We start from the raw sequence: 26,622 nt of genomic DNA on the forward strand, positions 1-26,622 counted from the left end.
CTTCGGTAGCACCGTCACATGAGCTCTGGTGGGAGCCGATCGCATCGGCGATCCCGCGGCAGCGGGCATGCTTGCCACGAGCGCGACTCCCACAAAGAAAAAAGCCGGCCCAGTGGACCGGCTTTTCTCTCCGCGACCATCGCGAGCGTTACTGCACGCGCTGCACGTTGCCCTGGTCGTCCACGACGACGATGTCGCCCTGGCGGATGGCCGAGGCGTCCTTGACCTGCACGTTGGTGTAGCCGCCGGTGCCCATCTTCAGGCGCAGGGTGTAGCTCTCGCTGCCGCCGCCCTTGCCGATGGCGTTGCCCGCGAAGCCGCCGCCGACGGCGCCGCCGACCGTGGCGAGTGTGCGGCCTTTGCCCTTGCCGACCTGGTTGCCGAGGACGCCGCCGGCGATGGCGCCGATCACCGCGCCGGCGGTGCCGTGCTCGCGGCCGGCCACGACGTTGTGCTCGATGCTCTGGACGACGCCGCACTGGTCGCAGCGGACGTAGATGCCGTCGGGACGCGTGAGCGTCGCGGCCGAAGCGGGCGCCACGGCCGCGGTGGCGAGCAGGGCGGCGAGGGGAAGGCCGAGGACGGTCTTGATGTTCATGGAAACTCCTTTGGGACGACAGGGAAGGCGTCGTCTGCGCTTACAGTCTAAGCATGGCGACTGAACGAAGATCGAGCACGATTCTCACGTCACGTAGTTCATGGATACTACGCCGATGAGTACAGCCATCGTATGGTTCCGCCGCGACCTCCGTCTTGCCGATAACCCCGCGCTGACCGCGGCGGCGAAGGCACACGACACCGTTCTCGCCGTCTACGTCCACGCACCCGAGGAAGAAGGCGAGTGGGCGCCCGGCGCCGCCAGTCGCTGGTGGCTGCACCACTCGCTGAAGGCGCTCGACGCCTCGCTCGACCGGCTCGGTGGCCGGCTCCACGTGATGCGCGGCCCGTCGCTCGACGCCCTGCGCGCGCTGATCGCGGCGACGGACGCCGAGGCGGTGTATTTCAACCGGCTGTACGAACCGCGCGCGATCCGTCGCGACAAGGCGCTGCGCAAGGCGCTCGAGGCCGACGGCATCGCCGTCGCGTCGTGCAACGCGGCCCTCTGGTGCGAGCCCTGGGACATCGCCACGAAGCAGGGCGAGCCCTACCGGGTGTTCACGCCGTTCTGGCGCAACCTGCGTCCGCGCATCGAAGGCCTTGAACCGCTACCGGTACCGCACGGCCTGGCATTCGCCGGCGGAAAAGACGCGCTGTGGGAAGCGCGCTCGCGCGCGAAAGGCGCCGCGGCGAGCACCGCCATCGAGAACCTGCAGCTCCTGCCCACCCTCGACTGGGCGCGCGGCTTCGCGGAGTGGACACCAGGCGAACAGGGCGCCCATGACATGGTGGGCATCTTCGCGGACGACGCCCTCGGCCACTACGCGGACGGCCGCGACCTGCCGGCGCGGCACGGCACCTCGCGACTGTCACCGCACCTGCATTTCGGGGAGATCTCGCCGGTGCAGATCGCGACATCGTTGCGCGAACACGTGGCGCGCCGCCGTTCCGCCGACATCGAGCCCTACCTGCGCCAGCTTGGCTGGCGGGAATTCGGTCACCACCTGCTGTTCCACTTCCCGAAGACGCCCAAGGAAAATTTCAATCCGGCGTTCGACGGCATGCGCTGGGCCCCCCGGGACGCCCACGCGCTCCGGCGGTGGAAGCAGGGCCTCACGGGCATCCCGATCGTCGACGCGGGGATGCGCGAGCTGTGGGCGACTGGCTGGATGCACAACCGGGTGCGCATGCTCGTGGCGAGCCTGCTGACGAAGAACCTGCGCCAGCACTGGCTGCTCGGCGCGAAATGGTTCTGGGACACGCTGGTCGACGCCGACCTGGCCAACAACGCCATGGGCTGGCAGTGGGTGGCGGGTTCGGGCGCGGATGCCGCGCCGTACTTCCGCATCTTCAACCCGGTGACGCAGTCCGAGAAATTCGACCCGGACGGCGCGTACATCCGCCGTTGGGTGCCGGAGCTCGCGAAGGCGCCCGGGCGGCTCGTGCACGCGCCGTGGGAGGATGCCGATTTCCTTCGGCGGTCGGGTTACCCGAAGCCGATCGTCGACCTCAAGAGCTCCCGCGAGGACGCGCTCAGGGCGTACCGGCAGTCCCGTGGCGGTCGCGCAGCAGAAGCGCCAGCACGGGAGGAGTGACCATCGCCGTGAGCAGGGACATCGCCACGATCACCGCGTAGAGCCGCTGGTCGAACACGCCGGCGGCCAGGCCCAGGCTGGCGATCACCACGCCGACCTCACCGCGCGGCACCATGCCGAAGCCGACGATCGTCGCGCCGCGACGTCCGAGGCGGATCGCACCCAGGAAGCCGCCCGCCAGCTTCGACACGATCGCGATCGCCGTCGCCACCGCGAGCATCCCCAGCGCCGCCGCGCTGCCCAACTCCTCGAGATCGACCTTCGCACCCGTGATCACGAAGAAGAACGGCGTGAGGAAGGCGAGCAGGGGCGCCGTCTGCTCTTCGAGCTGGTGCCTCTGGCGGGTTTCGGAGGCGATCATGCCGGCCAGGAACGCGCCGATGATCGCGGCGAGGTGGAATCGCATCGAGAGATACGCCAGCCCGAGGCACAGCGCGAGCACGATCGCCAGCGGCGACATCGGGTTGCTCGGCTTGTCCAGCCAGCCGGAGCCCCGGCGCATCACGCGCGTGCCGCCCCAGCCGATGACGGCGACGAAACCCACGGCGCCGAGCAACGTCATGGCGAGGCTGCCGACGTCGACCTGGCCACCGCCCTGCAGCGACGACACGATGCCGAGCAGCAGCATCGCGAGGATGTCGTCGATGACCGCCGCGCCGAGGATGATCCGTGCCTCCTGTCGCTGCAGCACGCCGAGCTCCTGCAGGACGCGCGCGGTGATGCCCGCCGAGGTGGCGACGAAGGCCGCCGCCACGAACAGGGAACGGACCCAGTCGAAGCCCGACCCATGCGCCCAGACGGCGCCGAGGCCGAAGGGAACGACGACGCCGAGCACGCCGACGAGGAAGGCGCTCGCGCCGACCTTCTTGAGGTCGTCGAGACGGGTTTCCAGGCCCACGGAGAAGAGCAGCAGGATCACGCCGATCTCGGCGAGGACGTCGAGCGGGGTACCCACGGCGATGTCCGGCAACGTGACCCAGCCCAGCGCGGACGGGCCGATGGCGCAACCGGCGGCGATTTCCCCGACCACGGCGGGCAGCCGCAGGCGCTGGGCCACTTCGCCGCCGACCTGCGCGGCGACGAAGATGATGAAGAGGGTGAGCAGGATGCCTGCGGAGTCGTGCATGGGATCGTTCCGGATCGAAGCCGCGAAGGAAGGCGCGGTGTCCTTGAGGGTAGCTTATGCGGCCGTCAGGTGGCCCCGGCCGTTTCCGAAGGCGTGGCCCGCGTATCGCGCAGCCGCCCGAAGATCCAGCTCGCCGCCAGCGTGATCATGCCCATCACGATCACCGACCAGCGGAAGGCCCACACGTAGCCCTCGGCCGCATGGCTGCCGAGGAAGCCGGCCATCAGCAGCGACGCGAGCGCGATGCCGAAGCTCATCGACAGGTACTGCGCCGTCGAGGCCATCGACGACGCCATGGCCGCGTACTTCACGTCGAGGTCGACGTAGGCCAGCGTGTTCATCGAGGTGTATTGCACCGACATCACCGCGCCGTACACGAAGACGAACGCGGCGATGACGAGCGGCGGCGTCGACGGGCTGAGCAGCGCGAACGCGCAGAGCACGATCGCCACGAGGATCGTGTTGCCCAGAAGCAGGCGCCGGTAGCCGAAGTGCGTGAGCAGGCGGTCGATGAAGGGCTTCACCGCGATGGAACCGATCGCCTGCGGCACCATCATCAGGCCGGCGGTCAGCGGCGACCATCCGCAACCGATCTGCAGGAACAGCACCAGCAACAGGTACATGCCCGAGACGCCGAGGCGCGTGAACAGGTTGCCCGCGAGCGATACCCACACGCTGCGCACCTTCAGCAGCGACAGATCGCTCACCGGATAGGCGGTGCGGCGGCTGTGCCGTACGTAGAGCGTGCCGAGCGCCACCGCGCCGGCGGTATAGGCCGCCACGAGGAGCCCGTGGCCATCGCCGCCCAGCGTTTCGGCGGCCATCAGGCACAGCGCCGACGCGCCCGCGAAGAGCAGGAAGCCGCTCGTGTCGAAGCGATGCGCGCGATCGAGCCGGTAATCAGGCATCTCCCGCCGGTTGAGCAGCAGGCCCACGAGGCCGACGGGCACGTTGATGAGGAAGATGAGGCGCCAGTTCGTGTACTCGACCAGGGCGCCGCCGAGCAAGGGCCCGAACACCGAGCCGAGCAGGCCGAACGTCGCGACGGTGGTCATCGAACTGACGAACTCGCGACGGTCGATGCTGCGGACGAGCACATAACGGCCCACGGGCATCAGCGCGGCACCGCCCAGGCCCTGGATGATGCGCGACACGACCAGTTGCGGAAGGCTCTGCGCCACGCCGCACAGCAGCGAGCCGAGCGCGAACACCAGGATCGCGCCGCCGAACACCCGACGCGTGCCGAAACGGTCGCAGAGCCAGGGGCTCATCGGAATGAAGATCGCCAGCGTCAGCACGTAGCTGGTGAGCGCCGTGCGCATGCTGAGCGGCGTCACCGCCAGTGCGCCCGAGATGGCCGGCACGGCGGTGTTGACGATCGTGGAGTCCAGCGCCTGCATGAAGAACGCGGCCGAGACAAGCCAGATCAGGCCACGATAGCGGGCTCTGCTGGAGGGCTCGGCGGGCGCAAGCGCCGGTCGGTCTGTCGGAAGGATCTGAACGTCGGTCGGCTCAGGATTTGCGACGTCGGAGGGTGGCATAGCGCCGGCATTATATCTGATGGGATGATTGCTTTCGCCGCGTCCCCGTCCGACAGTTCAGGGTCGCGTCGGTCAAGCGCATCATCACGGACCCTGCACATGGCACAACCAACCGCCCCCGTCGAAGCCGTCGAGCGCGCGCAGCACCTGCGCCAGCGCATCGAGGACGCGAATTATCGCTATCACGTGCTGGACGATCCGGACATCGCCGATGCGGAGTACGACAGCCTCATGCGCGAGCTCGAGGCGCTGGAAGCCGAATACGCCGATCTGGCCAGCGACGACTCGCCGACGCGTCGCGTCGGCGCGCGTGCGCGGGGCGGTTTCGCCGAGGTCGTGCACGCCGTGCCGATGCTGTCCCTCGGCAACGCGTTCGAGCAGGAAGGCGAGACCGATCGTGAGAAATATCGTGAAGTGGCCGATTTCGAACGTCGCATCGAGCAGACGCTGCATCGCAGGCAGCCGGAGTTCTCCGTCGAGCCCAAGCTCGACGGCCTCGCCATCAGCCTCACGTACGAGAACGGCGTCTTCGTGCAGGGCGCGACGCGCGGCGACGGCGCAGTAGGCGAAGACGTCACCGCGAACCTGCGCACGGTCAAGGCGATCCCGCTGCGTCTGCGCGGCGACGACTGGCCGCGCGTGATCGAGGTGCGCGGTGAAGTGATCATGCCGCGCGCGGGCTTCGAAGCGTTCAACGAACGTGCCCGCGCGGCGGGCGAGAAGCCGCTCGCGAATCCGCGCAACGGCGCCGCGGGTTCGTTGCGTCAGCTCGATCCGTCCGTCACCGCGAAGCGGCCGCTCGCGTTCTTCGCCTACGCCGTGGGGCGGGTCGAAGGCGGCGAGTTGCCCGATACGCATTCGGCCACGCTCGCGAAGCTGCGCGAATGGGGCTTCCCGGTTTCGCCCGAGGTGTCGAAGGCGAAAGGGTTCGAGGGATTGCTGGCGTATTTCCGCCGCATCGGCGAGAAGCGCGACAGCCTGCCGTACGACATCGACGGCGTGGTCTACAAGCTCGACGACTACGAGGGCCAGCGCACGATGGGCTTCGTCTCGCGCGCGCCGCGCTGGGCGATCGCGCACAAGTATCCCGCGCAGGAACAGATGACGACCGTGGAGGCCATCGAGATCCAGATCGGCCGCACCGGCGCCGCGACGCCGGTCGCCCGGCTGAAGCCCGTGCAGGTCGCCGGCGTCACCGTCACCAACGCGACCCTGCACAACGCCGACCAGGTCGCTCGGCTCGACGTGCGCGTGGGCGATACCGTGATCGTGCGCCGCGCGGGTGACGTGATCCCCGAGGTCGCGCGCGTCGTGGAGGCCGAGCGGCCCGCGGGCACCGTCCCCTGGAAGATGCCCGCCACATGCCCCGTGTGCCATTCCGAGCTGCTGCGCGAGGAGGGCGCCGCGGCCTATCGCTGCTCCGGCGGACTGATCTGCGACGCGCAGCGCAAGGAGGCGCTGATCCATTTCGCCTCGCGTCGCGCCATGGACATCGATGGCCTGGGCGACCGTTTCGTCGACGCGCTCGTCGAATTCGACATGGTGCATACGCCCGCCGATCTCTACGCCCTGACGGTCGACAGTTTCGTGCGCATGAAGACGCTCGCCGACGAGCGCGACGGCTCGACGCCCGAGACGGTGAAGCAGGGCAAGGTCGCGACGAAGTGGGCGGAGAACCTCGTCGAAGCCATCGAGGCGAGCAAGCGCTCCACGCTGCCGCGCTTCCTCTTCGGCCTCGGCATCATGCACATCGGCGAGAGCACGGCGAAGACGCTGGCGACCTGGCTCGGCTCGCTCGAACACGTGCGCCGCACCCCCGCGCCCGTGCTGCGCGTGCTGCCCGACATCGGCGACGAGGTCGCGACGTCGATCGCCGCGTTCTTCGAACAGGAGGGCAACCAGAAGGTGGTCGATGCGTTGCTCGCCGCCGGGATCACCTTCGCCGACGAGGGCGCGCCGTCGCCGAAGCTGCGCGATCGACTCGGCCTCGATGTGCTGCTCGACGCCGCGAAGGTCCCGAAGCTCGGCCCGAAGAGCACGGGTATCCTCGCGCGCCACTATGCGAGCCTCGATGCGCTCGTGAAGGCGGGCGAACACCAGTGGATCGTCGCGGGCGTGCCGCAGGCGGCGGCCACGAATCTGTCGGCGTACCTCGCCGACGCCGGGCACATGGACGAGCTCCGCCGCGCCGACGAAGCGATGCGTCGTCTCGCGTCCGCGTTGCCGGCGAAGGCCGCCGCCGCGCTGCCGCTCGAAGGCCTTACCTATGTCATCACCGGCACGATGGAGTCGCTGAAGCGCGACGACGCGACCGACCGGCTGGAATCGCTCGGCGCCAAGGTCGCCGGATCGGTGTCGAAGAAGACGACGGGCGTATTCGCGGGCGAAGCGGCCGGATCCAAGCTCGACAAGGCGAACGAACTCGGCGTGCCGGTGTACACGGAAGCCGATCTCGTCGCGCTGCTGACCGAGCACGGGATCGCGCCGTGAGCGACCTGAAACACCTGCGCCTGCGCGCCGGCGTGTACGCCGGCATCCGCGCGTTCTTCGCGGAACGGCACGTGCTGGAGGTCGAGACGCCGATGCTCTCCGCCGCCGGCAACACCGACCCGAACATCCAGAGTTTCAGCACGCGGTTCACCGGCCATGTCGACGCGGGATCGCCGTGGCGCTGGTTGCGCACGTCGCCCGAGTTTCCGCTGAAGCGACTGCTCGCCGCGGGCGTCGGCGACTGCTACGAGCTCGGCCGCGTGTTCCGCGACGGCGAGGCGGGCGGTCGACACAATCCCGAGTTCACGATGCTGGAGTGGTACCGCGTCGGCTGGAACGACGCGACGCTCGCGCGGGAGGTGCTCGAACTCCTCGAGGTCCTTCTGCTGGGGGCGGGGCGCACCATCGACATCGTCGAGACGACGTATCGCGGCCTGTTCCGCGATGCTCTGGGCGTCGACGCGTTGACCGATCCCGTCGAGCGCCTGCGCGAGGCGCTGGGCGACATCGGCATCGATCCCGAAGGTCTGGAACGCGACGACTGGCTCGACCTGCTGATGACGCACCGCATCCAGCCGCATTTCCCGCGCGACCGCGTGACGGTGGTGTCCGATTTTCCGGCCAGCCAGTGCGCGCTCGCGCGCATTCGCCACGACGATCCGCCGGTGGCCGAGCGGTTCGAGGTTTACGTCGGTCCGTACGAGGTGGCCAACGGCTACCACGAACTCAACGACGCGGCCGAGCAGCGCGCGCGCTTCGAGCGCGACAACGCGAAGCGGCGCGAGCGCGGTACGCCCGAGGTGCCGATCGACGAACGCCTGCTCGCCGTCCTCGACACGATGCCCGACTGCGCGGGCGTCGCGCTCGGCGTCGAGCGCCTGCTCATGGTGCTCGCGGGCACCGATGCGATCGCCGACGTGCTCGCGTTCCCATTTTCCGAGGCCTGATCCCGATGCTCGAAGCCATCCACCATGTCGCGCTCATCTGCTCCGACTACGCGCGTTCGAAGGCGTTCTACACCGAGGTGCTGGGACTGCGCGTGATCCACGAGGCGTACCGCGAGGCGCGCGATTCGTGGAAGCTCGACCTGGAAGTCAGCCCGGGCGTGCAGCTGGAGCTGTTCTCGTTCCCCTCGCCGCCGAAGCGGCCCTCGAGGCCGGAAGCGCAGGGATTGCGGCACCTGGCCTTCACCGTGACGGACATCGACGCGGCGGTCGCGAAGCTGGCGGGCCACGGCGTTGCGTGCGAGCCGATCCGCGTCGACGAATACACCGGTCGGCGCTTCACGTTCTTCGTCGACCCGGACGATCTGCCGATCGAGCTGTACGAGCGCTGACGCAAGGCTGCCCGCCGCCGCGGGATCGCCAATGTTCTCGTGACGCTGCTACCGAAGGGGTGGGAGCGGATCGTATCCGCGATGGGTGCTTGCGGCGAGCTTGCCCGCTGCCGCGGGATCGGCAATGTTCTCGTGACGCTGCTACCGAAGGGGTGGGAGCGGATCGCATCCGCGATGGGTGCTCGCGGCGAGCTTGCCCGCTTGCGCGGGATCGCCGATGCGATCGGCTCCCACCCGGTTCTCGTGACGGTGCTACCGAAGGGTGGGAGCGGATCGTATCCGCGATGGGTGCTCGCGACGAGCCTGCCCGCTGCCGCGGGATCGGCAATGTTCTCGTGACGCTGCTACCGAAGGGGTGGGAGCGGATCGTATCCGCGATGGGTGCTCGCGGCGAGCTTGCCCGCTGCCGCGGGATCGCCGATGCGATCGGCTCCCACCAGAGCTCATGTGACGGTGCTACCGAAGGGGTGGGTGCTCGCAGCGAGCTTGCCCGCTGCCGCGGGATCGCCGATGCGATCGGCTCCCACCAAGCGCGCTCGCCTCAGAACTCGAGTTCCTGCGCCGCGCACAGGTAGTCGACCATCGGTGCGAGCCGCTTGAAGTTGTCGATCACGAAGGGCAGCAGTTCGGCCGAGCATGCCATCGCCTCGTCGAAGTCCTGGCCGGCGGCGAAGTTCTTCCGCTTCAGGTCCTCGATCAGCTCGTGGCCCGGATCGAACCCGCGCGGGGGCCGCGTGAGGCTTTCGCCCCAGAACGAGAACCGTTCCTGGAACGCCTTCGTGTGCGTGGCGCGTTTCCACGCGCCCGGGTTGTCCGCGAGGAACTCGCGCAGCTTTTTCAGCACCGGCGGTTCCGGATGCCACATGCCGCCGCCGACGAAGCATTCGCCGGGCTGGATGTGCAGGTAGAAACCCGGCGCCTGGATCTCGTGCCGGCGCTCGTGGAAGAACCGCGAGCCCTGCCAGCCCTTGTACGGCTGCTTGTCGTTCGCGAAGCGCGTGTCGCGATGGATGCGGTACAGCGATCCGCCGACCTTCCGCGTGTCGGCGCGGAAGTGCGGGCTGATCTTCGCCAGCGGCGCGGCCAGGTCGCCGATCAGGGCGAGGAAGGGCTCGCGCACGTGGCGCTCGTAGTCGTCCTTGTGGTCGTGGAACCACTCGCGATTGTTGTTGCGGACGAGGGATCGGAAGAAGCGGAAGGTGGCGGGGGTGAAATAGGGTTTCGGCATGGCGGTCGTCAGCGGAGTTCCTCGCCCCACGCTTCCAGCTCGTCGAGCAGGGCGAGCGGGGCGCCGGGCAGGGCGCGCAGGGTGGCGAGTTCGGTGGTGTATTCGTCGAGGGTGAGCGTGGTGAGCGGGCCGTGCCGGGTCAGCCGGTCGACGCGGAAGGCTTCCCAGCGCGCGTGTTCCTCCAGGCTGAGCGTCTCCGGCCAGTTCCGCGCGCGGTAGCGGAACAGCAGTTCGGGGTAGCGCGCGTCGCGGAAGGGGAACGAGCGGGTGCCGAGCTGGTCCGGCGGCGTGGCGCGCACGTCGGCGAGGAGGCGGCGATCGGCGTCCGGAAGGAACGATCCGTAAAGGGCGAGCTCCGGATCTTCGGCAGGCGGCAGGTCCGACGCCTTCGCGTACACGCGGCGCAGCTTCTCGGCCAGGCCGTCGCTACCGCGCAACGCGTCGAGGTGCCGTTCCACGGCGCCCATGTCGATGCCCAGGCGGCCGTGGTCGGCGCCCTTGAGCACCGACAGCGGCGCGAGCGCGGGCGCGTGGTTCGCGCGCACCGTGCGCAACGCGATGCGCTCCACGCCTTCCGGCAGGTCGGCCCGCGCGACGAACACGCGATCGGCGATGTCGTCGCTGTCGAGGGTCAGCAGGTCGGTCGGATCGGCGCTCAGGTCGTAGACGATCACCTCGCCCGCGCGTGTCGGATGCGCCGCGAGCGGTGCGATCACGGTCAGGCAATGGCGGCTGGCGGGGTAGCGCGACGAGACGTGCACGACGGGCGTCATCGCGGCGACGTCCAGCAATTCGAACACGCGCTGCTTGCGGCGCAGGGCGTAGTACCAGTCCCAGAGCTTCGGCTGGTGCGCGCGGATGAGGCGTGCCAGGCCGATCAGGGCCTCGACGTCGGAGAGCGCGTCGTGCGCGCGATCCTGCTTGAGGCCGTTGGCGGTGGCCAGGTGCTCGAGCTTGAAACTGGGCGTGCCGTCCTCGCGCCTCGGCCAGACGATGCCCTCGGGACGCAGGGCCTGGCACATGCGGACCAGATCGATCAGGTCCCAGCGCGAGTTGCCGTTCTCCCACTCGCGCCCGTACGGGTCGTAGAAGTTCCGGTACAGGAGGTGGCGGGTGAACTCGTCGTCGAAACGCAGCGAGTTGTAGCCCACCGTGCAGGTGCCGGGCCGGGCGATCTCGTCGTGGATCGCGGCGGCGAAGGCGGCCTCGGACATCCCCTCGCGCTCGGTCAGCTGGGGCGCGATGCCGGTGATCAGGCACGCCGCGGGCTGCGGCGGCATGTCGCGCGGCGGGCGGCAGTAGATCATCACCGGCTCGCCGACGATCCGCAGGTCCGCGTCGGTGCGGATGCCGGCGAACTGGCTGGGCCGGTCGCGCCGCGGATCGGCGCCGAAGGTTTCGTAGTCGTGCCAGAAGAAGGTCGGTTCGGCCATCCGCGGATGATCTCACGTTCCGTTCACCGGTACGGCCCGCAACTGTCGTCTGCGATACAGGCCGGCCCCCGCCGGGTTAGACTCGGCGGCATTCAAGGAGCGCCCATGACACCAGCGAACGACGACAACCTCATCTGGATCGACCTGGAGATGACGGGACTGGATACCGACAACGACTCCATCCTCGAAATCGCCACGATCGTGACGGACAAGGACCTGAACGTCCTCGCCGAGGGGCCGGTGTTCGCCATCTCGCAAACCGACGCGCGCCTCCAGCAGATGGACGCCTGGAACCGCAACCAGCATGGCCGTTCGGGGCTGTGGGCCCGCGCCGTCGAATCCGACGACACGCTGGAGCAGGCCGAAGCCGCCACCATCGCGTTCCTCAAGGAATGGGTGCCCGCCGGCAAGTCGCCGATGTGCGGCAATTCCATCTGCCAGGACCGCCGCTTCCTGCATCGCGAGATGCCGCAGCTCGAGCGCTACTTCCATTACCGCAACCTCGACGTCTCCACGCTGAAGGAGCTGTCGCGCCGCTGGTCGCCCGAGATCGCGCGCGGATTCAGCAAGGACTCCGCGCACACCGCCCTGTCCGACATCCGCGATTCCATCGACGAGCTCCGCCACTACCGCCGTTTCATGGGCGCGCTCGGCGGCCAGCAGCCCGGCTGATCGCATGAACGTCGATCCGTTCGCCACCGTGCTCGACTGCAACGGACGCGCGCTGTCGCTCGATCGTCCGCGTGTCGTCGGCATCGTCAACGTCACGCCCGATTCGTTCTCGGACGGGGGCCGCCACGACACGCTCGAGGCCGCCTATGCGCATGCCATGCGGCTGGCGGAAGAGGGCGCGGACATGCTGGACGTCGGCGGCGAATCGACACGGCCAGGCGCCGACGAGGTGCCGGTCGAGGAAGAGATCCGCCGCGTCGTGCCGCTGATCGAGCGCCTCGCCGCCGCGACCACGCTGCCCATCGCCATCGACACCTCGAAGCCCGAGGTGATGCGCGCGGCCGTCGGCGCGGGCGCCGGCATGATCAACGACGTGTACGCCCTGCGTCGCGAGGGTGCGCTCGACGCTGCCGCGGACCTGCGCGTGCCCGTGTGCCTCATGCACATGCAGGGCGAGCCGCGCTCGATGCAGCAGGAGCCGGCGTACGACGACGTGGTCGGCGAGGTCCACCGCTTCCTGACGGATCGCCTGTTCGCCTGCGAACTGGCCGGGATCGACCGCCGCCGCGTGCTGGTCGACCCGGGTTTCGGGTTCGGCAAGAACCTCGAGCACAACCTCGCGCTGCTGCGCGCCACGGCACGCTTCGCCGAACTCGGCGCAGGCGCGTACATCGGCCTGTCGCGCAAGTCGATGATCGGCGCCCTGACGGGGCGCCAGACGCCCACCGACCGGGTGCACGGCTCCGTCGCCGCCGCCCTGATCGGCGTGCAGCGCGGCGCCGTCATGGTCCGGGTCCACGACGTCGCCGCCACGGTCGACGCCCTGGCGGTCTGGGCCGCCGTCAAGGCCGGCGACACCGCGCCCCGCCACGACCGGCCCGCCATGCCCCGCTGGCCGGACGACGACTGACCCGCCACGCCCGATCCGTGGCCGCTCCCGTGGTGCTCCATGGGAGTATCCTCGCCCGATCCGGAAGTAAGGACGACAACACCATGAGCGAACGCAAGTATTTCGGCACGGACGGCATCCGCGGTCACGTCGGCACGTACCCGATCAGCGCGGATTTCATCCTGCGGCTGGGACGCGCCGCCGGCGCCGTGCTGGCGCGCCGCCGCGCCGCCGACCGCCGGCCGGCGGGCGCCGGGCCCGACCGCCGCGACCACAATCGCAAGGTGATGGTCGTCATCGGCAAGGACACCCGGGTGTCCGGCTACATGTTCGAATCCGCCCTGGAAGCGGGGCTGGTCGCGTCGGGCGCCGACGTGCGTCTGCTCGGCCCAATGCCGACGCCCGGCGTCGCCTACCTCACGCGCTCCCTGCGTGCGGATGCCGGCATCGTCATCAGCGCCTCGCACAATCCGCACCAGGACAACGGCATCAAGTTCTTCTCCGGCCAGGGCGAAAAGCTCGACGACGACCTCGAGGCCGAGATCGAAGCCGAACTGGACGCCGAGTTCGCGACCGTCGCGTCCGAGGCGCTGGGCAAGGCCAGCCGCGTGGACGACGCCGTCACCCGCTACGCCGAGTTCTGCAAGTCCACGGTGTCCGACGATTTCTCGCTGGCCGGCATGCGCATCGTGCTCGACTGCGCGCACGGCGCCACCTACCAGGTGGCACCGAAGGTCTTCCGCGACCTCGGCGCGGAGGTGTCGACCATCGGCGCCGAGCCGGACGGCCTCAACATCAACCGCGGCGTCGGCTCCACCGACCCGGAATCGCTGGCCCGCACCGTCGTCGAGCGCGGCGCCGACCTCGGCATCGCCTTCGACGGCGACGGCGACCGCGTGCGCGTCGTCGACCGCGACGGCACGGTCACCGATGGCGACGACATGCTCTACGTGATCGCCCGGCACTGGAAGACGAAGGCCGCGCTCCCGGGCCCGGTCGTCGGCACGCTGATGAGCAATTACGGCCTCCAGCGCGCGCTGAAACAGCTGGACATCCCCTTCGTGCGCGCCAACGTCGGCGACCGCTACGTTCTCCAGCAGCTCAAGGAACACGGCGGCGTGCTGGGCGGCGAGACGTCGGGCCACATCCTCTGCCTCGACCGCTTCACCACCGGCGACGGCGTGGTGGCCGCCCTGGCGCTGCTCGAGGCGCTGGCGGAATCCGGCGAAACCTTCGCCGAGGCGCGTGCCGGCCTGGTAAAGCTGCCGCAGACCATGGTCAACGTCCGCGTCCAGGGGGCGAAGGAAGCGTTGAAGTCCGACGCGGTGAAACAGGCGCTGGCGGAGGTCGAAACCGCGCTGGAAGGCCGCGGCCGGGTCGTCCTGCGGGCCTCGGGCACCGAGCCGCTGGTCCGCGTCACGATCGAGGCCGCCGACGCGGCCGAGGTCGACCGTCTGGCGGGGCAGCTGGCCGAGGCCGTAAAATCGGCGGCCCAGGCGACGGCCTGACCCACGAGCGAGCGTCCGGCGCGATTCACGCGCCGGCCTCGTCACGCTGCCACGCAGGTACATCATGAAGACGGTTCCCACCCTCGATATCCGCCGCTACGACACCGATCGCGAGGCCTTCGTCGCCGAGATCGGCGCCGCCTACCGCGAATTCGGTTTCTGCTGCATCAGCGGTCACGGCATTCCGAAGGAAGCCATCGACGGCGCGTACGACGCGTTCAAGGCCTTCTTCGCGCTGCCCGACGACACCAAGCGCAAGTACCACATCCCGGGCGGTGGCGGCGCGCGCGGCTACACGCCGTTCAAGGTGGAGACCGCGAAGGACAGCAAGTTCGCCGACCTCAAGGAGTTCTGGCACATCGGCCGCGAGATCCCGCGCGATTCGAAGTACGCCGACGTGATGCCGCCGAACGTGTGGCCGTCGGAAGTGCCGGCGTTCAAGGACAAGGGTTACGGCATCTACCAGCAGCTCGACCAGCTCGGCTCGCGCGTGCTGCGCGCGCTGGCGCTGCACATCGGCCTGCCGGAGAAGTTCTTCGACGACAAGATCGACTCGGGCAACTCCATCCTGCGCCCGATCCATTACCCGCCGATTCCCGAAGGCGACATCCCGAACGTACGCGCCGGCGCGCACGAGGACATCAACTTCATCACGCTGCTGGTCGGCGCGAGCACGGCCGGCCTGGAAGTGAAGACGCGCGAAGGCGAGTGGCTGCCGATCACCACCGAAGGCGACGCCATCGTGGTGAACATCGGCGACATGCTCCAGCGCCTCACCAACCACGTGTATCCGTCGACGACGCACCGCGTGACGAACCCGACGGACGGCGACGCCGCGCGCAAGCCGCGCTACTCCGTGCCGTTCTTCCTGCATCCGAACCCGGATGTCGTGCTCGACGTGCTGGAATCCTGCGTCACGCCGGACAATCCGAAGCGCTATCCGGAACCGATCACGGCGCACGAGTACCTGCAGGAACGCCTGCGCGAAATCAAGCTCATCTGACGCCTTCTTAGCGGGATATTCACCGGGCGGGTCGCAGCATCGATCCTCCCGGACCCTCTCCCGGAGCATCCCGTGAAGCCCTCCAGCCCGCCCGTGCGAGCCAAACGCTCGTCACCCCGGAAAACGTCGACGCGGTCGGCGGCGCAGCGCGCCCGTCGCCAGCGCACGATGAAGGCGCGCGGCCGCGCCTGAACCAGCCATCTCGACCGCTAGGGTGCCACCAGATCCCCAGCCTCCGCCCGATCCCCGCGATGCAGCCACGGATGAGCGAACACGGCGATCAGGATGATCGCGACACCCGTGTAGAACGTCCATCCCAGCTCCCGCTGCTCGCCGAGCAGCGGAATCGCCAGTACGATCGCATAGACCGGCTCGAGGTTCGTCACCATCTGCGTGGCGAAGGCGGACAGGTGGCGCAACGCGGACAGCGCCAGCGCGAAGGGCAGCAGGGTGCAGCCATAGGCGAGCACGAGCAGCAAAGCGCCGTCGTGGGCGTCCGGAAGCGGAAAGGCGGGCGCGGCGATGAAGGGCGCAAGCAAGGTCAGAAATACGGTACCGGTGCCGAGTTCGACACAGGTGACGGTCAGCGCGTCGGCGCGATCGACGAGCCGCTTGTTCAACGCGCTGAAGAACGCCACGAAGAGCGCCGACAGCACGCCGATCGCGAGACCGAGCCGCATCTCGCCCGGCAGCCCGCCGGCCACGAGCGCGACACCAGGCACCACCGCCGCGCCGATCATCAGTTCGCGCGGATCGAAGCGGCGCCCCGCGATCCAGGGCTCCACCAGGGCGAGGAACACCGGGCAGAGCGCGATGCACGTGGCCGCCACCGAGGCGTTGGCGAGCTTGATGGCGCCGTAGAAGGTGAGCCAGTGCAGCGCGACGATGACGCCGATGCCGGCGTAGGAGAACAGCAGACGCGCCGGCATGGCACGCAGGCCGCGCCAGACGCGCGGCACGCAGAGCAGCGTGCCCGACACCAGCAACATGCGCCACCAGACCAGCGGCAACGCGGGCAGGGCGATCAGCTTGCCGAGGATGGCCGTGAAGCCCCAGAGCAGGACGCAGAAATGGATTTGCCAGTGGGCGATGCGGGAAGGCGACATGCGGGGAAGATTGCCCGAACGTCGTCATACCCACCAGCGGTCTGTGGGAGCGGACCTGGCCGCGACAGCTCTTGGGGCCATGCGCGACGGGGCCTGTTGCTCTTCGCGAACACCTGTCGCGGCCAGGTCCGCTCCTACGGCATCCCCTAGCGCGCCGACTTACCCGCCGGCGGCGCCTTCGGCGGGCTGCGCTTCAGATCGTCGAGCAACGGCTTGCACTGCGTGGCGTCGGCCTTGCCGCTCTCCGGCACGGCCAGCGCGCCCAGTGCCGCCACGGGGGCCGCGAACACCGCGAGGGCCGCGGCGCCGCCCGCGCGCAGGATCAACGGACCGGCATGCACGCCCGGCGCGGGATTCTTGAACGTGCCATGCACGTACAGTGGCGAGCGCAGCGAGAACAGGCGGAAACCCTTGGTGTGCGGCACGATGTCGAGATCGAGCTTCTCGTCGCGGAAGTTCACGTTGCCCGTCACGTTGATCAACGCCTTCTCGGTGTCGAACGCGAACAGACGCGATTCCATGACGCCGTCCGTCGCCACCAGATCGGCCGCCATGCAGTTGATCTTCACCACGTCGTCGCCGAACAGCTTCGTCACCGCGTAGCTGCCCACGTTGAGGCCGGCCAGCTCCAGCAGCGAGCCGCTGATGGCGCCGTCGTTGATCAGCAGCTTCACCTCGCCGTTCGAGGAGCCGAGCAGCGCGGCCGGCGAATTGCCGACGGCGGTCAGGGACGCGTCGCCGTTGAGCTCGCCGAAGCTCGTCTGCATCGGCGCGAACGTGGGGAACAGCTCCTTCAGCTTGAGGTGTCGCGCGCCGAGGTTGAAGCCGCCGCGCATCGGCGTCTTCGAACCGTCGAGGCGCATGTTGCTGCCCACCGTGCCGCCGGCGACGCCGAATTTCAGCGGGTCGAGCGTGAGCACCGCATCCTTCATGATCAGGTGCGTGGACACGTTCTCGAACGGCAGCCGTTCGCCGTGGACGATCTTGACGCCGGTAAACGTGACATCGGCATCCATCGCGTTCCAGCGATCCGTCTTGAACGGCTCGACGGGCAGCACCTTGTCGGGCGGCTGCTTCAACGCGTCGCCGCGCTCCGCCTTCTCCTCGTCCGAGCCGCCGCCCACCAGCGGCGCCAGGTCGGCGAACAGCAGCTGGTTCGACTTCAGATTGCCGCTGAGCTTCGGCCGCGCGCCGCCGGTGTCGAAGGTAAGGCTGCCGCCAAGATCGCTGCCGCCGACGCGCCCGGTGAAGTTCTCGTACGTGAACACGCTGGCGCCCTTCTTCAGGTTCGCCTTGAGATGCCCCTCGGTCGCGAAGGGCGGCGTATCCGGCAGCGTGACGCCGGTGAGGTCGTAAAGATGCGACATGCTCGTGCCCGAGAACCACAGGCGCACGTCGAGGGCGCCCATGTTGACCGGGTCGGTCAGCGTGCCGACGAAGGCGATATGCGTGTCGCCGAAGCGCGCATCGGCCTGGACCGGGAAGGGGCGAGCGGCATCGCGAAGCGCGAGCACCCCGCCGGTCCGCGCCTTGGCGGAGACGGTCGACTTCTTGTAGGTGCCCTTGGCGTCCCATGCGAACTGATAGACCTGGCTCTTCTTGGTCTGGTCCTGACGGTCCTTCTCGTCGGCGTCGCTCTTCGCCATCGTCTTCGCGCTGGCACCGGTCGTCTTCTTCGCCTGCGCGCGGGCATCCTTCTCCTGCTGCGCCATGATCTCGTCGAACGGAATGCCCTTGCCCAGCGGCGTCACGTCGATACCCATGACGATCTGGTTCGTCGCGTCGGAGAAATCGATGTGCCCCTTGTCGAACGCGATCGCGTTGAGTTCGAGCTGCCACTCGGACGGGCCCGTGCTCTCGGGGAGCTTGAACGTCCAGGTGTTGTCGCCGTTCTTCGCGCGCTGCAGCGCCATGCGCGGCTGGCCGAGGCGAATCTCGGGCACGACGATGCGGTGTGCGATGAGCGGGAAGGGCGACAGCCGGAACTGGATCGTCTCCAGCGTGGCGAAGTGCTTGTCCTTCGCCCAATCGGGGTTCGCCACCGTGATGTCGCGCGCGGTGAAATGCGGCCAGGGAATCAGGCCGACCAGACCGCCTTCACCGGGCTCGCGCGACCAGCTCGCGGAGAGGTCGCCGTTGATCGCGAAGGGCCGCCCGATCGCCTCGGACACCTTTTCGTTGATGGTCGGCTTCAGCCGGTTCCAGTCGAAGAAGGCGATGAACAGAATGACCGCCACGACGAGCAGGACGACGATCCCGAGAACCCACGCCAGAATTTTCCTGCCACGCCGCATCGTGCCGCTCCCGATCCCATAACGCGCATAGGGTTAACGCGCGAGCCGCCAAGGTTATGTGTTCATGAGCGTGGCGCGATTAAGCGACGTGCAGGGAGTGTGTAGACCGTCCCACATGCCCAACGCACGATCGCCGATACGATCGGCTCCCACCCCTGCCTTGCTACCGAAGGGTGGGAGCCGATCGCATCGGCGATAACCGAGGGCGAGCGAGGCGGCGAGATACGGTGCGGCGAACCGTCAATCCGCCTGCCAGTAACCGGTGGCCTTGACCCAATCCTTGTCGATGCCGCGGGTCTCGACGAGCAACGACCGCAATGCCCGCGCTCGCTTCGACTCGGTGGCGACCCACCAGAACGTATCGCCCGGAGGGATCGGCAGCCTGGCGAGCGCCTCGTCGAGCGTCGGCGACTCGCCGGGTACGAACCAGCGCACGTCGCGTGCGAGGGTCTGGCGTTCGGCGGGGGATGCGACCTCGACGAACACGGTGACCTTCCGGCTCGCCGGCATCTCCTCCAGCCATCGCCCGATCGCGGGCAAGGCCGTCGCATCGCCCAACAGCACGTAATGGTCGTAATCGTCGGGCACGACCATCGATCCACGGGGGCCGCCCACGTGCAGCACGTCACCGGGTCGGGCCGTTTCGGCCCAGCTCGACGCCGGGCCGTCACCATGGATGACGAAGTCGATGTCGAGTTCGTTGGCGATGGGATCGTGACGGCGCGGCGTGTAATCGCGCGAGGGCGAGTGCTCGCCGTCCGCGTACACCGGTCCGTTGTCGCCGAACGTCGGCAGGTTCAGGGAGCCGTCCGAGGTGGCGAAGAACAGCTTCACATGGTCGTCCGGCGCGGCGGAAACGAAGCCTTCGAGATCGGGTCCCGTCAGCGTCACGCGGACCATGTGCGGCGTGAGGTTCTCCACCCGCGCCACCTCGAGCCGACGCATCTTCAGGGGATGGCGTACGCGGGTGATCGCATGGCGTTCCGTCATGGCTGGCGCTCTCCCACGGCTTTGGCGGCGGCGTCGACGAGCTTCGCGACGCGCGCGATCTCCGCGGCGTCCCACGCCTTGTGATGGTTGATCAGCTGGTACTTCAGGCGGTGCATGGCCTCGCGCACCTCTTCCGGCACGCTCATGCGGCGCATGTGGCGCGACATCACCTGCAGCCGCTCGGTCAGGGCCTCGAGGCTGTCGCGGTTCTCGGCGAGAAAGGCGCGGCCGGCATCGGTGATCGCGTAGAGCTTCTTGCCGCCCGTCTCGGCTTCCACCCGGGCATAGCCGAGCTCCTCGAGCATCGTCAGGGTGGGGTAGATCGCGCCGGGGCTCGGGCTGTACTGGCCGTCGAACATCTCCTCGATGGTGCGGATCAGCTCGTAGCCGTGGCGGGGCTGCTCCTCGATGAGGGCCAGGAGCAGGAGCCGCAGATCGCCGGTGCCGAACATCCGTCCGCCGAACCGGCCGCCACCGCGACCGCCGCGGCCGCCTTCGCGGTCGTCGAATTCGAAGGGACTGCCGCCGAAGCGGCCGCCACCGCGACCGATCGCGTGCATCTGCTCGTGGAGGCGGTGCCGCGCGTGGTGGAAAAAGTGCATGGGCATACTCCGATATATCGTACGTAGTGCACGTACGATATATCGCAAGTAACAGTCACGCAAGAGGGGTGGAGGAGGGCCTCAGCCGAACGTGAAGGTGAACGCGTGGAAATTCGCCTTGGGAATGCGGATCGTCAGCACGTGGTCCTTGTAGTCGTTGGCGGTATACAGCGTGTACAGCTGCGAGGCCTGGATCGTGACGGGCGCCTGCGGCTTGCCGTCCACCAGCACCTCCACGGTCACCGGATCGTTCGCGCTGGCCACCATGTGGACCTTCTTCGCCTTGAAGTGCAGGCGGATCTCACCGGACGGGCCTTCCAGCGTCGCGTTCTGCCGGCCGATCTCCCAGCGGCCCACGAGCGCGAACTTGTTCAGGTCGAGGCGCGACGGGGCGGTGAAGTCGCGCGTGCCGCCGCGGGAACCCTCGGGGCTGGCGTTGTTCTGGCTGCGGTCGCTGCCGAAGTACATCTCCGGCGAACCCAGCTGCGTGAAGTCGGGGGCGTCCTTGTCCTCGCCCGCGGCCGCGGCGTCGAGGCGCGGCAGGCCGAGCAGGGTGCGGATCGCGTTCTCCATCTCGGCGTAGTTGCCCTCGCCGAAGTGATGGGCGACGACGTTGCCGCGCTGGTCGACGAGGTACTCGGCGGGCCAGTACTGGTTGTCCCAGGCGTCCCAGGTGGCTAGGTCGTTGTCCTGCGCCACGGGGTAGTGGATGTTGTACCGCTTGATGGCGTCGCGGACGTTGCCTTCCTGCTTCTCGAACGGGAATTCCGGCGAATGCACGCCCACGACGACCAGGCCCTTGTCCTTGTACTGGTCGTACCAGCGGGTCACGTGGGGCAGGGTGCGCAGGCAGTTGATGCAGGAATAGGCCCAGAAATCGATCAGCACGACCTTGCCGCGCAGCTGCTTCATGGTCAGCGGCTTCGAGTTCTGCCAGGTGGCGATGCCGGCGAACTCCGGCGCGGTCTGCGCCGCGGCGGCAGGGCGCGCCAGTCCCAGCGCCGTGGCGGCGAGGGCGACGACGAGGAAGGCGGAACGGAACGGGTGGCGCATGGAGACTCCAGGGTTCTGGCGGGTACGGAAGAAGACCGGACGGGGCAGCGGCACCTTACACGCCCGGGTGCGTTAAAATCGTGGTCTTTGCCAGCCTCGCGAGCCAGCCGTAGCGCCATGACCTCGATCAAGCAGGACGACCTCATCACCAGCGTCGCCGACGCCCTCCAGTACATCTCGTACTACCACCCGGTGGATTACATCCGGAACCTCTCGGCCGCGTACGACCGCGAGGAATCCCCGGCGGCGAAGGACGCCATCGCCCAGATCCTGATCAATTCGCGCATGTGCGCCGAGGGCCACCGGCCGATCTGCCAGGACACCGGCATCGTCACCGTGTTCCTCAAGATCGGCATGAACGTGCGCTGGGACGACGCCACCATGGGCGTCGAGGACATGGTCAACGAGGGCGTGCGCCGCGCGTATAACCACCCGGACAACAAGCTGCGCGCCTCGGTGCTCGCCGATCCGGCGGGCAAGCGCATGAACACGCGCGACAACACGCCGGCCGTGGTGAACGTCTCGGTGGTGCCGGGCGACAAGGTCGACGTCATCGTCGCCGCCAAGGGCGGCGGCTCCGAAGCGAAGTCGAAGTTCGCGATGCTCAACCCGTCCGACTCCATCGTCGACTGGGTGCTGAAGACCGTGCCGACGATGGGCGCCGGCTGGTGCCCGCCGGGCATGCTCGGCATCGGCATCGGCGGTACCGCCGAGAAGGCGATGCTGCTGGCGAAGGAAGCGCTGATGGAACCGATCGACATCGTCGACCTGATCGCGCGCGGCCCGTCGAACCGCGCGGAGGAACTGCGCCTCGAGCTCTACGAGAAGGTCAACGCGCTCGGCATCGGCGCGCAGGGCCTGGGTGGCCTCACCACCGTGCTTGACATCAAGGTGAAGGATTACCCGACGCACGCGGCGAACCTGCCCGTGGCGATGATCCCGAACTGCGCCGCCACGCGCCACGCGCACTTCGTGCTCGACGGCTCCGGTCCGGTCGCGCTCGATCCGCCGTCGCTGGAAGACTGGCCGAAGCTCACGTACGACGCCTCGAAGGGCCGTCGCGTGGACCTCGACACGATCACCCGCGAGGACGTGCAGAGCTGGAAGCCGGGCGAGACGATCCTGCTCAACGGCAAGCTGCTGACGGGCCGCGACGCCGCGCACAAGCGCATGATCGACATGCTCAACCGCGGCGAAACGCTGCCCGTCGATTTCACGAACCGCTTCATCTACTACGTCGGTCCGGTCGATCCGGTGCGCGACGAGGTCGTTGGTCCGGCCGGCCCGACCACGGCCACGCGCATGGACAAGTTCACGCGCCAGATGCTGGAGACGACGGGCCTGCTGGGCATGGTCGGCAAGTCCGAGCGCGGTCCGGCCGCGATCGAGGCGATCCGCGACAACAAGGCCGTGTACCTGATGGCCGTCGGCGGCTCGGCGTACCTCGTCTCCAAGGCGATCAAGGCCTCGCGCGTGCTCGCGTTCGAAGACCTCGGCATGGAGGCGATCTACGAGTTCGAGGTCAAGGACATGCCGGTGACGGTCGCGGTCGACAGCGCCGGCACGTCGGTGCACGAGACGGGCCCGAAGGAGTGGCGCTCGAAGATCGGGAAGATCCCGGTCGTGGTCGTGTAACGGAATCGCCGATACGATCGGCTCCCACTCGGTAGGTGGGAGCCGATCGTATCGGCGATCCTACGAAGCGAGGCGCCAGGTGTGCCTTGCGATCTGTTCGTCCTCTTCCGTCGCGATCACGCGAACCTCGAAGTCGCCGAACCACTGCAGTCCCGCCAGGATCGCTTCCCGCGTGGCCGCGTCGTTCTCCCCGATGCCACCGGTGAACACCAGCAGGTCGAGCCCGCCCAGCGACGCCACCATCGCCGCGACGTGCTTGCGTGCGACATGCACGAACACGTCGCGCGCCAGTTTCGCCGCCGCGTCGTGCGACTCGCGCAGCTTGCGCATGTCGCTGATGCCGCCCGAAAGTCCCTTCAGGCCCGACTCTCGGTCGACCAGCAACTCGAGGCGTTTCGCGTCGTAGCCGCGTTCGCGCATCAGGTACAGCAACACGCCGGGATCCAGATCGCCCGGCCGCGTGCCCATCACGATGCCGCCCGTGGGCGTCAGACCCATCGTCGTATCCACCGATTCGCCATCACGCACCGCGCACAGGCTCGCGCCGTTGCCCAGGTGCGCGATCACGACGCGCGGTGGTATCGACGGCCCCAGCTTCCGCACGATCGATTCGTACGACAGCCCGTGGAACCCGTACCGCTCGATACCGCCCTCGCGAAGATCCGCGGGAAGGGGCAGGGCGCGCGCGACGACGGGCATGGTGGCGTGGAACGCCGTGTCGAAACAGGCGACCTGCGGCGCATCGGGGAATGCCTTGCGCGCCCGCTTCACCATCTCGACCGCCGGGGGAACGTGCAACGGCGCGAACGCCTTCGCCTCTTCCAGGTGCGCCATCAGGGCATCGTCGATACGCGCATGCCGGCGGATGTTCGGCCCGCCATGCACGAGTCGGTGACCGACGGCGTCCGGCGTGGGCAGCGAACGCGTGCGCAGGGCATCGACGATCGCCGCCACCGGGTCCGCGTCACCGCCCGGCGCGTCGGTCTGGTCGGCGAAGAGTGCCTCGCACGCGTCGCCTTCCACACGATAGAGCCCGTATTTCAGCGACGACGAGCCCGTGTTGAGGGCCAGCACGTGCCCGGCGCGACTCACGAGGCCTCCTCGGCCTTCCACTGCCAGTCGCGCACGTCGGGCAGGTCCTGCCCATGTTCGCTGACGTAGAGCTTGTGCCGCTCGATGTCCGACCAGTAGCGCTGCGCCGCCTTTTCGCGTTCGCCCGCCAGGCGCGGGATGCGGTTGATCGCGTCGAGCGCGAGCTGGAAGCGGTCCATGTTGTTCAGCACCATCATGTCGAGCGCGGTGGTGGTCGTGCCTTCTTCCTTGTAGCCGCGCACGTGGATGTTGTCGTGGTTGTGCCGGCGATAGGTCAGCTTGTGGATGATGCCGGGGTAGCCATGGAAGGCGAAGATCACCGGACGATCCTTCGTGAACAGGCCGTCGAACTGCTCGTCGTCCATGCCGTGCGGATGTTCGTCGGGCGTTTCCAGCGACATCAGGTCGACCACGTTGACCACGCGGATGCGGATGTCGGGCACGTACTCGCGCAGCAGCATCACCGCGGCGAGCGTCTCCACCGTCGGCGCGTCGCCCGCGCAGGCCATGACCACGTCGGGATCGTCTCCGCCGCGTCCTGCCCATTCCCAGATCCCCGCGCCGGCCGTGCAATGGCGCACGGCGCTCTCCATGTCCAGCCACTGCCAGTCGGGCTGCTTGCCGGCCACGATCACGTTGACGTAATGGCGGCTGCGCAGGCAATGGTCGGCGACCGAGAGCAGGCAATTCGCGTCCGGCGGAAGGTAGACGCGCACGATCTCCGATTTCTTGTTGGCGACGTGGTCGATGAAGCCCGGATCCTGGTGCGAGAAGCCGTTGTGGTCCTGGTGCCACACGTGCGAACTCAGCAGGTAGTTCAGCGACGCGATCGGCGGGCGCCATGCCATCTTGCGCGTCACCTTCAGCCACTTCGCGTGCTGGTTGAACATGGAATCGATGATATGGATGAAGGCCTCGTAGCACGAGAAGAAGCCATGCCGGCCCGTCAGCAGGTAGCCCTCGAGCCAGCCCTGGCACTGGTGTTCGCTCAGCACCTCCATCACGCGCCCGGCCGGCGAGAGGTTCTCGTCGACGCTTTCCGTTTCGGCCAGCCATGTCTTGCCACTGGCTTCGTACACCGCCTCGAGCCGGTTCGAGGCCGTCTCGTCGGGGCCGAACAGGCGGAAGGTCTCCATGTTCTGCCGCATCACCTCGCGCAGGAAACGGCCCAGTACGCGCGTCGCCTCCGCCTTGTGATCGCCGGGTGTCTTCACGTCCTCGGCGAAACCGCGGAAGTCGGGCATGTGCAGGGGCTTCAGCAGCAGCCCGCCGTTCGCGTGCGGGTTCATGCCCATGCGCCGGCGCCCCGTCGGAGCGAGCGAGGCGAACTCCTCGCGGAAGCGGCCGCGCTCGTCGAAGAGCTCCTCCGGCTCGTAGCTCTTCATCCAGCGCTCGAGGATCGCCACGTGTTCGTCGTTCTCGAACTTCGCGATCGGCACCTGGTGTGCGCGCCACGTGCCTTCCACGGGCTTGCCGTCGACCTCCTTCGGCCCGGTCCAGCCCTTGGGGCTGCGGAACACGATCATGGGCCAGCGCGGACGCGTGGCCGCGTCGGCGTCGCCGCCGCGCGCCTTGTCCTGGATGCGGCGGATCTCGTCGAGGCAGCGGTCGAGCGCGGCGGCGAAGGCCTGGTGCATCGGTTCGAACTCGTGGCCTTCGACGAAGTGCGGCTCGTAGCCGTAGCCGCGCATGAGGTCGCGCAGCTCGTCGGGCTCGATGCGCGCGAGCACGGTGGGGTTCGCGATCTTGAAGCCATTGAGGTGCAGGATCGGCAGCACCGCGCCGTCGCGGGCGGGATTGAGGAACTTGTTCGAGTGCCAGCTCGTCGCGAGCGCGCCGGTCTCGGCCTCGCCGTCGCCGACGATGCACGCGACGACGAGTTCCGGATTGTCGAAGGCCGCGCCGTACGCGTGCGAGAGGGAATAACCGAGCTCGCCGCCTTCATGGATCGAGCCCGGCGTTTCCGGGGCCACATGACTCGGGATGCCGTACGGCCACGAGAATTGCCTGAACAGCTCGCGCATGCCGGCCGCGCTGCGATCGATGTGCGGATAGACCTCGGTGTACGAGCCTTCGAGGTACGTGTGCGCGACGAGGCCGGGTCCACCGTGGCCCGGGCCGATCACGTAGATCATGTCGAGGTCGCGTTCGACGATCGCCCGGTTCAGGTGCGTGTAGATGAAGTTGAGTCCGGTCGTCGTTCCCCAGTGACCGAGCAGGCGATGCTTGATGTGCTCCTTGCCCAGCGGCTCCTCGAGCAGCGGATTGTCGCGCAGGTAGATCTGGCCGACGGAGAGATAGTTCGCGGCGCGCCAGTAGGCGTGCATGCGGCGCAGCAGATCGGGCGCAAGCGGATCGGTCATGGGGCATTCCAGGCGACGAGGTCGCCCTTCAGCCTAGGCCCGGGCGGATTCGCCTGGCGTGAAAGAACG

General features: G+C 68.3%; 21 protein-coding genes. 9 read left to right on the forward strand and 12 right to left on the reverse strand.

Going from position 1 to position 26,622, the window contains the following annotated elements; translation table 11 throughout:
• Window positions 1-148 precede the first annotated feature (148 nt).
• Entirely contained in the window at window positions 149-598 is a 450-nt protein-coding gene (locus BMW54_RS03490) for a glycine zipper 2TM domain-containing protein (protein WP_090053015.1), read from the reverse strand.
• A gap of 115 nt (window positions 599-713) precedes the next feature.
• Between BMW54_RS03490 and BMW54_RS03495 the strand changes: the two genes are divergently transcribed.
• Entirely contained in the window at window positions 714-2,192 is a 1,479-nt protein-coding gene (locus BMW54_RS03495; protein WP_090053017.1) for a cryptochrome/photolyase family protein, read from the forward strand.
• On the opposite strand, the gene BMW54_RS03500 is transcribed toward BMW54_RS03495, so the two are convergent.
• Window positions 2,131-3,318 (reverse strand): cation:proton antiporter, encoded by a 1,188-nt coding sequence (locus BMW54_RS03500; protein WP_090053018.1) that lies wholly within the window; start codon window positions 3,316-3,318, stop codon window positions 2,131-2,133. The two genes, BMW54_RS03495 and BMW54_RS03500, sit on opposite strands and share 62 nt — an antisense overlap.
• 65 nt (window positions 3,319-3,383) lie before the next feature.
• Complete coding sequence (locus BMW54_RS03505; protein WP_254779234.1) at window positions 3,384-4,814, reverse strand: MFS transporter; 1,431 nt, start codon at window positions 4,812-4,814, stop codon at window positions 3,384-3,386.
• A 144-nt stretch (window positions 4,815-4,958) separates the two neighbouring features.
• On the opposite strand from BMW54_RS03505, the gene ligA reads away from it, so the two are divergent.
• The 3 genes from ligA to BMW54_RS03520 are packed head-to-tail and all read left to right on the forward strand — an operon-like array spanning window position 4,959 to window position 8,685.
• The gene (gene ligA, locus BMW54_RS03510) at window positions 4,959-7,349 is read left to right on the forward strand and encodes an NAD-dependent DNA ligase LigA (RefSeq protein ID WP_090053022.1); all 2,391 of its coding nucleotides are present in this window, start codon (window positions 4,959-4,961) and stop codon (window positions 7,347-7,349) included.
• Entirely contained in the window at window positions 7,346-8,296 is a 951-nt protein-coding gene (gene epmA / locus BMW54_RS03515) for an EF-P lysine aminoacylase EpmA (RefSeq protein ID WP_090053023.1), read from the forward strand. Before ligA ends, epmA begins: the two co-directional genes overlap by 4 nt.
• A gap of 5 nt (window positions 8,297-8,301) precedes the next feature.
• Complete coding sequence (locus BMW54_RS03520) at window positions 8,302-8,685, forward strand: SMU1112c/YaeR family gloxylase I-like metalloprotein (protein WP_090053025.1); 384 nt, start codon at window positions 8,302-8,304, stop codon at window positions 8,683-8,685.
• Between the two features lie 541 nt (window positions 8,686-9,226).
• Here BMW54_RS03520 and BMW54_RS03530 read toward each other — a convergent pair.
• A complete protein-coding gene (locus tag BMW54_RS03530; protein ID WP_090053028.1) occupies window positions 9,227-9,913 on the reverse strand; it encodes a DUF2461 domain-containing protein in 687 nt (228 codons plus the stop codon).
• A gap of 8 nt (window positions 9,914-9,921) precedes the next feature.
• On the reverse strand, window positions 9,922-11,346 hold the full coding sequence (sbcB, locus tag BMW54_RS03535) for an exodeoxyribonuclease I (RefSeq protein ID WP_090053030.1): 1,425 nt from the start codon (window positions 11,344-11,346) through the stop codon (window positions 9,922-9,924).
• A gap of 105 nt (window positions 11,347-11,451) precedes the next feature.
• Between sbcB and orn the strand changes: the two genes are divergently transcribed.
• From orn to BMW54_RS03555, 4 genes are all read left to right on the forward strand, one after another.
• The gene (orn, locus tag BMW54_RS03540; protein ID WP_090053031.1) at window positions 11,452-12,018 is read left to right on the forward strand and encodes an oligoribonuclease; all 567 of its coding nucleotides are present in this window, start codon (window positions 11,452-11,454) and stop codon (window positions 12,016-12,018) included.
• 4 nt (window positions 12,019-12,022) lie between these two features.
• Window positions 12,023-12,928: a dihydropteroate synthase gene (folP, locus tag BMW54_RS03545; RefSeq protein ID WP_090053033.1), complete on the forward strand. Its 906-nt coding sequence runs from the start codon at window positions 12,023-12,025 to the stop codon at window positions 12,926-12,928.
• 83 nt (window positions 12,929-13,011) lie between these two features.
• Window positions 13,012-14,415, forward strand: coding sequence for a phosphoglucosamine mutase (gene glmM / locus BMW54_RS03550; RefSeq protein WP_090053034.1), 1,404 nt, complete (start codon window positions 13,012-13,014; stop codon window positions 14,413-14,415).
• A gap of 64 nt (window positions 14,416-14,479) precedes the next feature.
• Window positions 14,480-15,418 carry an isopenicillin N synthase family dioxygenase gene (locus BMW54_RS03555; RefSeq protein WP_090053036.1) on the forward strand — a complete coding sequence of 313 codons (939 nt, stop codon included), beginning with the start codon at window positions 14,480-14,482 and terminating at the stop codon, window positions 15,416-15,418.
• 209 nt (window positions 15,419-15,627) lie between these two features.
• On the opposite strand, the gene BMW54_RS03560 is transcribed toward BMW54_RS03555, so the two are convergent.
• From BMW54_RS03560 to BMW54_RS03580, 5 genes are all read right to left on the reverse strand, one after another.
• Window positions 15,628-16,524, reverse strand: coding sequence for a DMT family transporter (locus BMW54_RS03560; protein WP_090053037.1), 897 nt, complete (start codon window positions 16,522-16,524; stop codon window positions 15,628-15,630).
• A 146-nt stretch (window positions 16,525-16,670) separates the two neighbouring features.
• Window positions 16,671-18,818 (reverse strand): AsmA family protein, encoded by a 2,148-nt coding sequence (locus BMW54_RS03565; protein WP_090053038.1) that lies wholly within the window; start codon window positions 18,816-18,818, stop codon window positions 16,671-16,673.
• Between the two features lie 240 nt (window positions 18,819-19,058).
• Window positions 19,059-19,808 carry a siderophore-interacting protein gene (locus BMW54_RS03570; RefSeq protein ID WP_090053039.1) on the reverse strand — a complete coding sequence of 250 codons (750 nt, stop codon included), beginning with the start codon at window positions 19,806-19,808 and terminating at the stop codon, window positions 19,059-19,061.
• Complete coding sequence (locus BMW54_RS03575) at window positions 19,805-20,410, reverse strand: PadR family transcriptional regulator (protein ID WP_254779041.1); 606 nt, start codon at window positions 20,408-20,410, stop codon at window positions 19,805-19,807. Before BMW54_RS03575 ends, BMW54_RS03570 begins: the two co-directional genes overlap by 4 nt.
• Before the next feature lie 81 nt (window positions 20,411-20,491).
• Window positions 20,492-21,463, reverse strand: coding sequence for a thioredoxin family protein (locus BMW54_RS03580; RefSeq protein ID WP_090053041.1), 972 nt, complete (start codon window positions 21,461-21,463; stop codon window positions 20,492-20,494).
• Between the two features lie 117 nt (window positions 21,464-21,580).
• Here BMW54_RS03580 and BMW54_RS03585 point away from each other — a divergent pair, with 117 nt between their 5' ends.
• A complete protein-coding gene (locus tag BMW54_RS03585) occupies window positions 21,581-23,098 on the forward strand; it encodes a fumarate hydratase (protein ID WP_090053043.1) in 1,518 nt (505 codons plus the stop codon).
• A 60-nt stretch (window positions 23,099-23,158) separates the two neighbouring features.
• Here the strand turns inward: BMW54_RS03585 and BMW54_RS03590 are convergent, their stop codons facing one another.
• Both BMW54_RS03590 and BMW54_RS03595 read right to left on the reverse strand, forming a co-directional pair.
• The gene (locus BMW54_RS03590) at window positions 23,159-24,190 is read right to left on the reverse strand and encodes an acetate/propionate family kinase (RefSeq protein ID WP_090053044.1); all 1,032 of its coding nucleotides are present in this window, start codon (window positions 24,188-24,190) and stop codon (window positions 23,159-23,161) included.
• Window positions 24,187-26,553, reverse strand: coding sequence for a phosphoketolase family protein (locus BMW54_RS03595; RefSeq protein ID WP_090053046.1), 2,367 nt, complete (start codon window positions 26,551-26,553; stop codon window positions 24,187-24,189). Before BMW54_RS03595 ends, BMW54_RS03590 begins: the two co-directional genes overlap by 4 nt.
• Window positions 26,554-26,622: the final 69 nt, after the last annotated feature.

Source organism: Luteibacter sp. 329MFSha (assembly GCF_900111665.1).
Taxonomy (GTDB): domain Bacteria; phylum Pseudomonadota; class Gammaproteobacteria; order Xanthomonadales; family Rhodanobacteraceae; genus Luteibacter.

Bases quoted from the DNA above. Each gene is read 5' to 3' on its own strand.
- BMW54_RS03490 (WP_090053015.1), bottom strand. From the start codon at position 598: ATGAACATCAAGACCGTCCTCGGCCTTCCCCTCGCCGCCCTGCTCGCC.
- BMW54_RS03495 (WP_090053017.1), top strand. From the start codon at position 714: ATGAGTACAGCCATCGTATGGTTCCGCCGCGACCTCCGTCTTGCCGAT.
- BMW54_RS03500 (WP_090053018.1), bottom strand. From the start codon at position 3,318: ATGCACGACTCCGCAGGCATCCTGCTCACCCTCTTCATCATCTTCGTC.
- ligA (WP_090053022.1), top strand. From the start codon at position 4,959: ATGGCACAACCAACCGCCCCCGTCGAAGCCGTCGAGCGCGCGCAGCAC.
- BMW54_RS03520 (WP_090053025.1), top strand. From the start codon at position 8,302: ATGCTCGAAGCCATCCACCATGTCGCGCTCATCTGCTCCGACTACGCG.
- BMW54_RS03530 (WP_090053028.1), bottom strand. From the start codon at position 9,913: ATGCCGAAACCCTATTTCACCCCCGCCACCTTCCGCTTCTTCCGATCC.
- sbcB (WP_090053030.1), bottom strand. From the start codon at position 11,346: ATGGCCGAACCGACCTTCTTCTGGCACGACTACGAAACCTTCGGCGCC.
- orn (WP_090053031.1), top strand. From the start codon at position 11,452: ATGACACCAGCGAACGACGACAACCTCATCTGGATCGACCTGGAGATG.
- folP (WP_090053033.1), top strand. From the start codon at position 12,023: ATGAACGTCGATCCGTTCGCCACCGTGCTCGACTGCAACGGACGCGCG.
- glmM (WP_090053034.1), top strand. From the start codon at position 13,012: ATGAGCGAACGCAAGTATTTCGGCACGGACGGCATCCGCGGTCACGTC.
- BMW54_RS03555 (WP_090053036.1), top strand. From the start codon at position 14,480: ATGAAGACGGTTCCCACCCTCGATATCCGCCGCTACGACACCGATCGC.
- BMW54_RS03560 (WP_090053037.1), bottom strand. From the start codon at position 16,524: ATGTCGCCTTCCCGCATCGCCCACTGGCAAATCCATTTCTGCGTCCTG.
- BMW54_RS03565 (WP_090053038.1), bottom strand. From the start codon at position 18,818: ATGCGGCGTGGCAGGAAAATTCTGGCGTGGGTTCTCGGGATCGTCGTC.
- BMW54_RS03570 (WP_090053039.1), bottom strand. From the start codon at position 19,808: ATGACGGAACGCCATGCGATCACCCGCGTACGCCATCCCCTGAAGATG.
- BMW54_RS03575 (WP_254779041.1), bottom strand. From the start codon at position 20,410: ATGCACTTTTTCCACCACGCGCGGCACCGCCTCCACGAGCAGATGCAC.
- BMW54_RS03580 (WP_090053041.1), bottom strand. From the start codon at position 21,463: ATGCGCCACCCGTTCCGTTCCGCCTTCCTCGTCGTCGCCCTCGCCGCC.
- BMW54_RS03585 (WP_090053043.1), top strand. From the start codon at position 21,581: ATGACCTCGATCAAGCAGGACGACCTCATCACCAGCGTCGCCGACGCC.
- BMW54_RS03595 (WP_090053046.1), bottom strand. From the start codon at position 26,553: ATGACCGATCCGCTTGCGCCCGATCTGCTGCGCCGCATGCACGCCTAC.